This window comes from Caballeronia telluris, from assembly GCF_001544495.1.
In the GTDB taxonomy this organism is placed as follows: domain Bacteria; phylum Pseudomonadota; class Gammaproteobacteria; order Burkholderiales; family Burkholderiaceae; genus Caballeronia; species Caballeronia telluris.
The window spans coordinates 210584-219062 of the sequence record NZ_FCNZ02000012.1; the positions used below are offsets into that span (position 1 = coordinate 210584).

Sequence of the window (8479 nt, forward strand, 5' to 3'; positions counted from 1 at the left end):
CTTGAAGCAGCTACCTCAGCAATCCGAACACCGCCACGCTCGCCGATGTGCCCACGTAGACCTTGCCGTTCGCGATCATCGGCGTGATGAACTTGTTGCCGGGGCCGAACTGGTCGCGCGAACCGGACTGGTTGCTGTTGTACAGCTCCGTCGCGAGATTGGTGGCGTCGTAGGCGTGCAGCACGGCGATCACGCCGTTTTCCGCCGCCCACACGATGCCGTTCGTGTTGCCGTTCGCCGAAATGCTCGGCGTCGTGCCCGGCGAGCCGAAGCTGTTCGGCGACTGGCTCGCGGGCGCGGTCCCAAGACGCGCGTTGCTGATCCTGAACGCCTTGATGTGGTCGCCGATCGAGCCGAAATACACGGTGTTGTTCCAGTACGCGGGCATGCCGAATTCCGGCCCGGTGATCTGGCCGCTGATCTCCTGGTAGATGTGGTCCGCGTTCGAATCGAACTTGCCCATCGAGTCGCGGTTCACGACGTAGATGATCGAATCCTTGCCCGCGCCGAGCGCGAGGTGGTGGATCGTGCCGCTTGCGTCCGCGAGATCGGGCAGCACCAGCGCGCCGCCCGAACCGAGATCCTCGTCGGCGTTCGATTGCTGCACCGTATTCGACGCCTGGAAATAATCCGCCACCGAGAGCGCCGGCGACGGGCTCAGCTTCAGGAACCCATTGCCGTAGTCGCCGTGCAACGGATGTTCGGCCGCGTTGAGCGTCGAATCGAAGGTGCCGTTGGCATCGAGGAAATAGATCGAGGCGCTGTCCGACGCCATCCCCGCGCCGCTCATCCAGATCGCGCCGCCGGAACCGTTCGGCGTCAGGTTCAACACGCCGGCCTGCTTGAGCGTATCGGCGCTGTAGGAGATCACCCAGCCCGTGTACGGCTGGATGTCGCAATGCGACGTCCAGCCGGTGTAGATCACGCCGTTCAGAAGCAGCAGCGACTGGCGCTCGGCATATTGCCCCGGATCGAAGACGACGCGTCCGTTCAAACTGCCCGCGCCGTTGCCCGGATAGGACGCGGCGATCTCGGTCGGTCCGCCGAAGAGTTCGGCGCCGGTCGTCACGTCGAGCGCGTGGATGCGCTGGTGGTAATTGCCCGAGCCGTCCTTCGACATCGCGACGACATAGATCGCGCCGTTAGGTCCGCGCGAACGGTCGATGACCGGCGTCGCCGTGATGCCGATTGTCGGCGTGATCTGCAGGCAGCCGTGGTTATCGCTCGGCGTTTCTCCCTGGCCCAGCGCCGAGACTTGCCAGAGTTTCGCGCCGGTGTCGGCGTCGAGCGCATAGACGCTCGCGTTCTCCGTCGCGATGTAGAGCACGTTGTGCGTGCCGCCCGCGATGGTCATCGACGCGAGATAGAGCGGCTCGGCATCGACGGCGCCATCGACGGCGTACACGCCGAGCTTGCCGAAGGTCGCCGCCTTGACCGTCGACGGGGTGAGCGCGGTTTCGTTCAGGCGCTGACCGGTGCGGGCGATGTCGTTGTGATACGTGGTGACGTCGGCGGGGTTGGCGGTCGCGGTGCTGCCGGTCGGCGGCGGGTTTGTCGTGCCGTTGCCTGCGCCGCTTCCGCCCGTGTTCGAGCCAGTGCCTGTGCCTGTGCCTGTGCCTGTGCCTGTGCCTGTGCCTGTGCCTGTGCTGGTGCCCGTGCCGCCGCCCGACGCCGGACTCGCGCCCGACGCTGCGCCCGAGCCGCCCGCCGGCGCGCTTGCCGGCGAACTGCCGCCCGTGGTCGTCGTGGCTGGCTGGCTCGAACTGCCGCCGCTGCATCCCGCGAGCGCGGCGACGAAGAGCAGCCCGCACAAACCGCCACGAAACGTCGCCCCAAAAGGATCCCGCCGATGCAAGCAGTCCATGAGACTCCCCTTCTGGATGAGGTCGCGCGGGCGATTTGACGCGCTCTTCAATTATCGTTCTTGAACAATACGAATACCTGCATGCGGTCCGTTTCGTACGCGTCTTTGGCGGATAAACCGGGCCGCGTGGCGAATCAGGACGAACGCAGGACGGCTCGCGAACGATCCGCCGCATCCGGCACCACTGGACGCCGGCAGCGCTTTCGTTGTCGCCGTAGAATCGGTTGCCCGTCACCGCCTTCGAGACCTTCAAGAGACCCGACGATGAACGCTCCCGCCTCCGAAGAAAATGCCGGCCAAACCGAACTCTGGCTGATCCGTCACGGTGAAACGCAATGGAGCCTGTCGCGCCAGCACACCGGCCGCACCGACATTCCGCTCACCGAACGCGGCCGCGAGCAGGCGCGCCTGCTCGCGCCGATCCTCGCGCAAGCACGCTTCGACCGCGCGCTGACGAGCCCGATGGCGCGCGCGATCGAAACCTGCCACCTAGCCGGTCTGGGCGAACACGCCGAAGTGGAACCCGAACTGCGCGAATGGGACTACGGCATCTACGAGGGCCGCACGACCGCCGAGATCCGCGAAAAGGAGCCCGGCTGGTCGATATGGGATTCGCCGATACCCGAAGGCGAGAGCATCGGCGAAATCGAGGCCCGCGCGCGGAAGCTCGTCGAGCGGCTTGCGGCGACGCGCGGGCGCATCGCGCTCTTTTCGCACGCGCACTTCCTGCGCATCCTGGCCGGCTGCTGGATCGGCGATTCGGCCGCGCTCGGCGCGCATCTGCTGCTCGACACCGCAACCATCAGCATCCTCGGCTTCGAGCGCGAGACCCGCGCGATCCGGCAATGGAACGTGCGGCATCCCGACATCGGCTAAACCGCCGCGTTCACGGCAACGCGTACGCGATCACGTAATCGCCCGCCTTCGTCCCGAGCGATCCGTGTCCGCCCGCGACGACGAGCAGATACTGCTTGCCGTTCGCGTCGGCGTAGCTCATCGGCGTGGCCTGGCCGCCTGCCGGCAGGCGCGCTTCCCACAGCTTGCGGCCGTCGCGCACGTCGTAGCCGCGCACGTAGTAGTCGAGCGTGCCCGACAGGAACGCGACGCCGCCCGCCGTCACCATCGTCCCACCGAGGCTCGGAACGCCGAGCGGCATCGGAATCGGCAGCGGCGCGCTGTCGCGAATCGTCCCGTTCTTGTGCATCCACGCGACCTTGCTCGTCTTCAGATCGACGCCCGCGACATAACCCCACGGCGGCGCCTGGCACGGAATGCCGAGCGGCGAGAGAAACGGACTCAGCTCGAAGCCGAATGGCGCGCCGCGCGCCATCTTGATGCCGCTCGTCTCGCTGCCCTTCTTTTCGCCGGTGTCGGCGGGAATCTGGTCGCGGGGCACGAGCTTCGACACGAACGCCATGTAGTCGGGATTGGCGATCAGCACCTGCCGCACCGGATCGACGGAGATGCCGCCCCAGTCGAACACGCCGAAGTTACCCGGATACACGAGCGTCCCCTGCTGCGACGGCGGCGTGAACGCGCCGTCGTAGCGCAGCTTCTTGAACGCGATGCGGCACCAGAGCATGTCGAAGGGATTCGTGCCCCACATGTCGCGCTCGGTCAGGCGCGGCGGGTTGAAATTGAGCGCGGAGACGGGCTGGGTCGGCGCGCTGTGGTCGCCGGACGCGGCGCCTTGAGGCACGGGCGTTTCGGCAATCGGCACGATCGGCTGGCCGGTTGCGCGGTTGAGCACGTAGAGGCTGCCTTGTTTGGTCGACGCGATCAGCGCCGGCTGCACGCCCTGCGCGGTCTGGAGATCGACGAGACTCGGCTGGCCGCCGACATCCATGTCCCACAGGTCGTGATGCGTGAACTGATAGTTCCAGCGCAGCTTGCCGGTCGCGAGATCGAGCGCGACGACGCCCGCCGCGAAACGCTCCGCCTCCTTCGTGCGCAGGCCGCCCCATTGGTCGGGCGTCTGGTTGCCCATCGGCAGGTACAGCATGCCGAGCTTTTCGTCGACGCTGAACACCGACCACATGTTCGGCGAGTTGCGCACGTAGGTCTTGTCGGCGGCGATCGACTGCGTTTCGTCGGGGTTGCCCGAGTCCCAGTTCCAGACCAGATGGCCGTCGTGGACGTCGAATGCGCGCACGACGCCCGAAGGCTCGTTCGTCGATTCGTTGTCGGTGACGTGGCCGCTCAGGATCACGAGGTCGCGCGTGACGGCGGGCGGCGAGGTCGAGTAATAGCCGCCGGGCGTGAATGGGCCGATGTTCGCGCGCAAGTCGATTTCGCCGTTCTTGCCGAAGCTCGTGCAGGGCTTGCCGGTGTCGGCGTCGAGCGCGATCAGACGGGCGTCGGCGGTCGGCAGGAAGATGCGCTTCGGGCATTCGGCCGAAGCCGTGGCCGTGGCCGGAGGCGCCGACGCAGCTTCAGGCGCGCTCGCGGCGGCCGTGGCGTCCGACGCGCCGCCGGGCGAAGTCGCCAGCGCCGCAGCCGCGCCCGCGCCGGGAGCGCTCGCGGCATCGGACGCGCTGGCGGCGGCGTTCATCGCGGCCGTCGCGCTGGCGGGAGCCGCGCTTTCAGTCGCCGGGCTGGCGGCTGCGTCGCTGGCTGCGGCGGCCGGCGCGCTCGCCGCCGCCGACGCCGGATGCAGCGACGCATCCCAGTACGACACGCCGCGGCACGTCATGTGTTCCCAGTGCTTGAACCCGACCGCGCTCTTGAGCTGCGGATCGAAGCGCCAGCGCTCCTTGCCGCTCGCGGCATCGAGCGCGATCACGCGGCTGTGCGGCGTGCAGACGAAAATCGTGTCGCCGACCTTGATCGGCGTGTTCTCGTCGGTGGTTTCGGTCGGATCGTCGGGGCCGGGCATGTCGCCGGTGCGAAACTGCCACGCCATCTTCAACTGGCCGACGTTCTCCGGCGTGATCTGCGTGAGCGGCGAATAGCGCTGCCCGAGCGGCGAGCCGCCGTAGTCGATCCAGTCGCCGGGCGCGCGCGGCGCGTCGGGGCTCGTGGCGCTCGTGGCGCTCGTGGCGGACCCGGCCGGCGCGGCGGCTAGATCGAGCCGGCCGGGGCGGTCGTGCGGATCGACAAGGCTCGTGCCGATGCCGAGCAGCACCGCCAGCACGGTCGCGGCGGCAAGCGGCGTGCGGCCAGCGCGCGGTGTTGTCGGCGGGCCGAACAGCGCGCCCCGGTGCACCGCGGGAATCAGCAGCCACAGCGCGAGCACGACCCACAGCCCGAGACGCGGCAGCAGTTGCCAGAAGTCGAAGCGCGCTTCGGCGACGGCCCAGATCGTCGAGCCGAACAGGACGAGCGCGTAGAGCAGGAGCGCGGAGCGTCGCCGTATCAGGAGGAGCAGGCCGGTCACGAGCACGCCGATCCCGGCGATGAGGTAATACCACGATCCGCCGAGCATCCCCAGCCGGACGCCGCCGACCGCCAGCAGCGCGCCGATGACGATGAAGACGACGGCCGTGAAGGTCGTGAGCGGATGAAGACGTGCGTTACCGGCCATGGTGCTACCCCCCGGGACGATGGATGACGGAACACGGCCGGCCATGGCCGAGGTTCGGATGCTTTCGCGCAGCAGCATCCAGCAATCCACATACCAAAGGACAACAGGGAAAATGTAATCAGGCGAGCACGCGCTGCACGGCCGCGATCAGCGAATCGAGCGAGACCGGCTTGCCGAGATGGGCGTTGAAGCCGGCCTGAAGCGCTTGCGCCTCATCCTGGGGGCGGCCGAATCCGGTGAGCGCGATGGCGGCGATCTTCGCGGTACGCGGCGCCTTGCGCAGTTCCGCGATGAGTTCGTAGCCGCTCATCTCGGGCATGCCGATGTCGGAGAGCACGAGATCGAACTCGTTGGCCGCGATCTCGTTGAGCGCCGCGCGCGCCCGCGACACCGCGCTAACCTTCGCGCCTTCCAGTTCGAGGAGCGTGCGAAAGGCGTCGAGCGCGTCGAGCGAATCGTCGACGAGCAGCACGCGCAGATCCTTCAAAATCGCCGGATCGCTGGCGCCGGCGTTCACCGGCGTGAACGTCGAAGACGGACGCTCCGGCAGGCACAGGCGGAAATGCGCGCCATGCCCGACGCCTTCCGAGCGCGCTTCAATACGACCGCCGTGCATCTCGGTCAGTTGCTTGACGAGCGACAGCCCGATGCCGAGGCCGCCCTGATCGCGCCTTCCCGCGCCTTCGGCCTGGCTGAACATGTCGAAGATCTTCGGCAGGAAGTCGGGCGCGATGCCCTGTCCCCGGTCGATCACGTCGACGCACGCGAAGTTGCCGTCGCACGCGAGCGCGAGGCTCACCTCGCCGCCGGGGAAGCTGAACTTGATCGCGTTGCGCACGAGATTCCAGAGAATCTGCTCGACGCGAACCGGATCGGCTTCGATCATGGCGGGCTTGTCCGCGCCCGTCACCGTGAGCGTGATGTCGTTCGCGCGGGCGTCGATGGCGCTCGCCTCCACGACGGTATGCAGCACGGCGGCGATGTCGACCGGCGCGACTTGCAGCGCGAGCTTGCCGGTGCGCACGCGCGACAGATCGAGCAGGTCGTCGATGATCTTCGACTGGCCGATCACCGAGCGGCGGATCGCATCGGCGGCGCTCTGCACGAGCGGAATGTCGCGGCATTCGTAGGCGCGCGTGAGCAGTTCCGCCTTGACGTGGATCAGGTTCAGCGGATTCTTCAGTTCGTGTGACAGCACCGCGAAGAATTCGTCCTTGAGCCGGTTCGCCGCTTCCGCCTGCGCGCGCACCGTGCGCTCGAAATTCAGCTGCGCGCGCGCCATGCCCTCGGCGCTGCGCTTTTCGGTCACGTCGCGCGCAATCTTGGCGAAGCCCCGAAAATCGTCCGTGCGAATCAGCGTCGTGACGCCGCTGCAATACACTCGGCGGCCGTCACGGCGCGTATGCCAGCGCTCGTCCTCCGCGCGGCCTTCGTCGCCCGCGCGCCGCCGCTCCGCTGCCGGCACGCCTTCGGAGCGGTCGGCGGCGGTGTAGATGAGGTCCGCGGATTTGCCGATCATCTCGTCCTCGCGAAAGCCGAACACGCGCTCCGCGCCCTTGTTCCAGCTGACGACGACACCTTCGAGGTCCTGCACGACGATCGCGTAGTCGTCCGTGCTCTGCGCCGCGAGCTTGAGCCGTTCCTCGCTCGCGTGCGCCGCCTGTTCCGCGCTGCGCCGCGCGCTGACGTCGACGAGCGTCAGCACGGCGCCGTCGATGCGGTCGTCGCCGGTGCGGTATGGCATCACGCGTGCGACATACCAGGCGCCGTCGCGCGCGCTCACCTCGCGTTGGGTCGGCTTGAGGTCGTCGAATGCGGCGGAGACGTCGTCGGCGAGTTCGGGATAGTCCAGGCGATGCGTCAGGTCGAGCAGCGGCCGGCCGATGTCCGAAGCGATGATGTTGAAAAGGCCCACGGCCGCGCTCGTATAGCGCTTGATGCGCATCCCCCGGTCGACGAACACCGTCGCGATGCCGGTCGAGGCGATCAGGTTGCGCAGGTCGTCGTTCGCCTTGTCGGTTTCCTCGACTTTGTCCTGCAGTTCGCTATTCACCGCGATCAGTTCCTCGTTCACCGACTGCAACTCTTCCTTGCCCGTTCCGAGTTCCTCGGTCGCGGAGCGCAGCTCCTCGTTGATCGACTGCAATTCCTCGTTCGATGCCTTCAACTCTTCCGTCGACACGTTCGACTGCTCGATCGTCGTCTGCAACTGTTCCTTCGTGCGGTGCAACTCTTCCTCGATCTGCACGAGCGTCGGATCGCGCGGATCGCCGGATTCGTCCGCGCCAGGACGCGTGTCGCCGGGCGTTTCGTCGAAGAGCACGAGCACGACGTCGGTGCCCGAGGTGTCGTCGCGATACGGGCGCACGGAAATATCGACGAGATACGCCGTCTCGCCGCGCATGAAGCGCACGCGATCCACGTCGGCGTTGCCGCCCGACATCGCTGCCTTCGACAGTGCGGCGCGCAGTTCCAGCCGCAGGTCGGGATGCACGAGCTTGAGCAGGTTGTGCGACGGCTCGCCGCCGACGTAGCGCAGGAAGCGGCCGGCTTCGTCGGTCATGTGCAGGATTTCGCCGTCGCGGTCGATGATGACGCTCGGCGGCGCGTGATGCTCGACCGCGCGCTGGTGCAGCACCGCGAGCGAGAGGCTGCCGGGACGGCGCGGACTCTCGGCCTCGGCGGGCGGCCCCGCGCTCGCCGTGCGCGGCATGCTCGCGATCGGTTGCGGGACGGAGCGCGCGAGCGCGGTCGAACTTCTCACGCGATAGAGGCGGTGCTTCTTGTCGACGGCGACGAACAGTTCATCGGCGACTTCCGCCGATTCGGAACTGCCGAGAAAGAGATAGCCGGCCGGTTGCAGCGCGAAGTGAAACGTTTGCAGCACCTGGCGCTGGATCGAGCGGTCCATGTAGATGAGCAGATTGCGGCACGACACCATGTCGAGCCGCGAAAACGGCGGATCGCGCAGGATATTGTGGGTCGCGAACAGCACTTTCTCGCGCAACTGCTTGTCTAGCAGGCCGTTGAAATAGCTCATGTAGCGGTCATCCGTAACGAAGGCGTAAACGTTGAACTTATGTCATCAATGA

4 protein-coding genes are annotated in these 8479 nt (G+C 67.1%); 1 reads left to right on the plus strand and 3 read right to left on the minus strand.

All coding sequences use genetic code 11. The features are described 5' to 3' along the window. Positions 1-10 precede the first annotated feature (10 nt). Positions 11-1864, minus strand: a complete 1854-nt coding sequence (locus AWB66_RS17585; protein ID WP_087631471.1) for a PQQ-binding-like beta-propeller repeat protein — start codon at positions 1862-1864, stop codon at positions 11-13. Between the two features lie 264 nt (positions 1865-2128). On the opposite strand from AWB66_RS17585, the gene AWB66_RS17590 reads away from it, so the two are divergent. Continuing rightward, complete coding sequence (locus tag AWB66_RS17590) at positions 2129-2740, plus strand: histidine phosphatase family protein (protein WP_087631449.1); 612 nt, start codon at positions 2129-2131, stop codon at positions 2738-2740. A gap of 10 nt (positions 2741-2750) precedes the next feature. On the opposite strand, the gene AWB66_RS17595 is transcribed toward AWB66_RS17590, so the two are convergent. Both AWB66_RS17595 and AWB66_RS17600 read right to left on the minus strand, forming a co-directional pair. Beyond that, the gene (locus AWB66_RS17595; RefSeq protein WP_087631472.1) at positions 2751-5387 is read right to left on the minus strand and encodes a glucose/quinate/shikimate family membrane-bound PQQ-dependent dehydrogenase; all 2637 of its coding nucleotides are present in this window, start codon (positions 5385-5387) and stop codon (positions 2751-2753) included. A gap of 118 nt (positions 5388-5505) precedes the next feature. Next, positions 5506-8427: a PAS domain S-box protein gene (locus tag AWB66_RS17600; protein WP_087631450.1), complete on the minus strand. Its 2922-nt coding sequence runs from the start codon at positions 8425-8427 to the stop codon at positions 5506-5508. Positions 8428-8479 lie beyond the last annotated feature (52 nt).

Excerpts from the sequence above, each read along its gene's own strand:
- AWB66_RS17585 (WP_087631471.1), bottom strand. The coding sequence starts at position 1,864 with ATGGACTGCTTGCATCGGCGGGATCCTTTTGGGGCGACGTTTCGTGGC.
- AWB66_RS17590 (WP_087631449.1), top strand. The coding sequence starts at position 2,129 with ATGAACGCTCCCGCCTCCGAAGAAAATGCCGGCCAAACCGAACTCTGG.
- AWB66_RS17595 (WP_087631472.1), bottom strand. The coding sequence starts at position 5,387 with ATGGCCGGTAACGCACGTCTTCATCCGCTCACGACCTTCACGGCCGTC.
- AWB66_RS17600 (WP_087631450.1), bottom strand. The coding sequence starts at position 8,427 with ATGAGCTATTTCAACGGCCTGCTAGACAAGCAGTTGCGCGAGAAAGTG.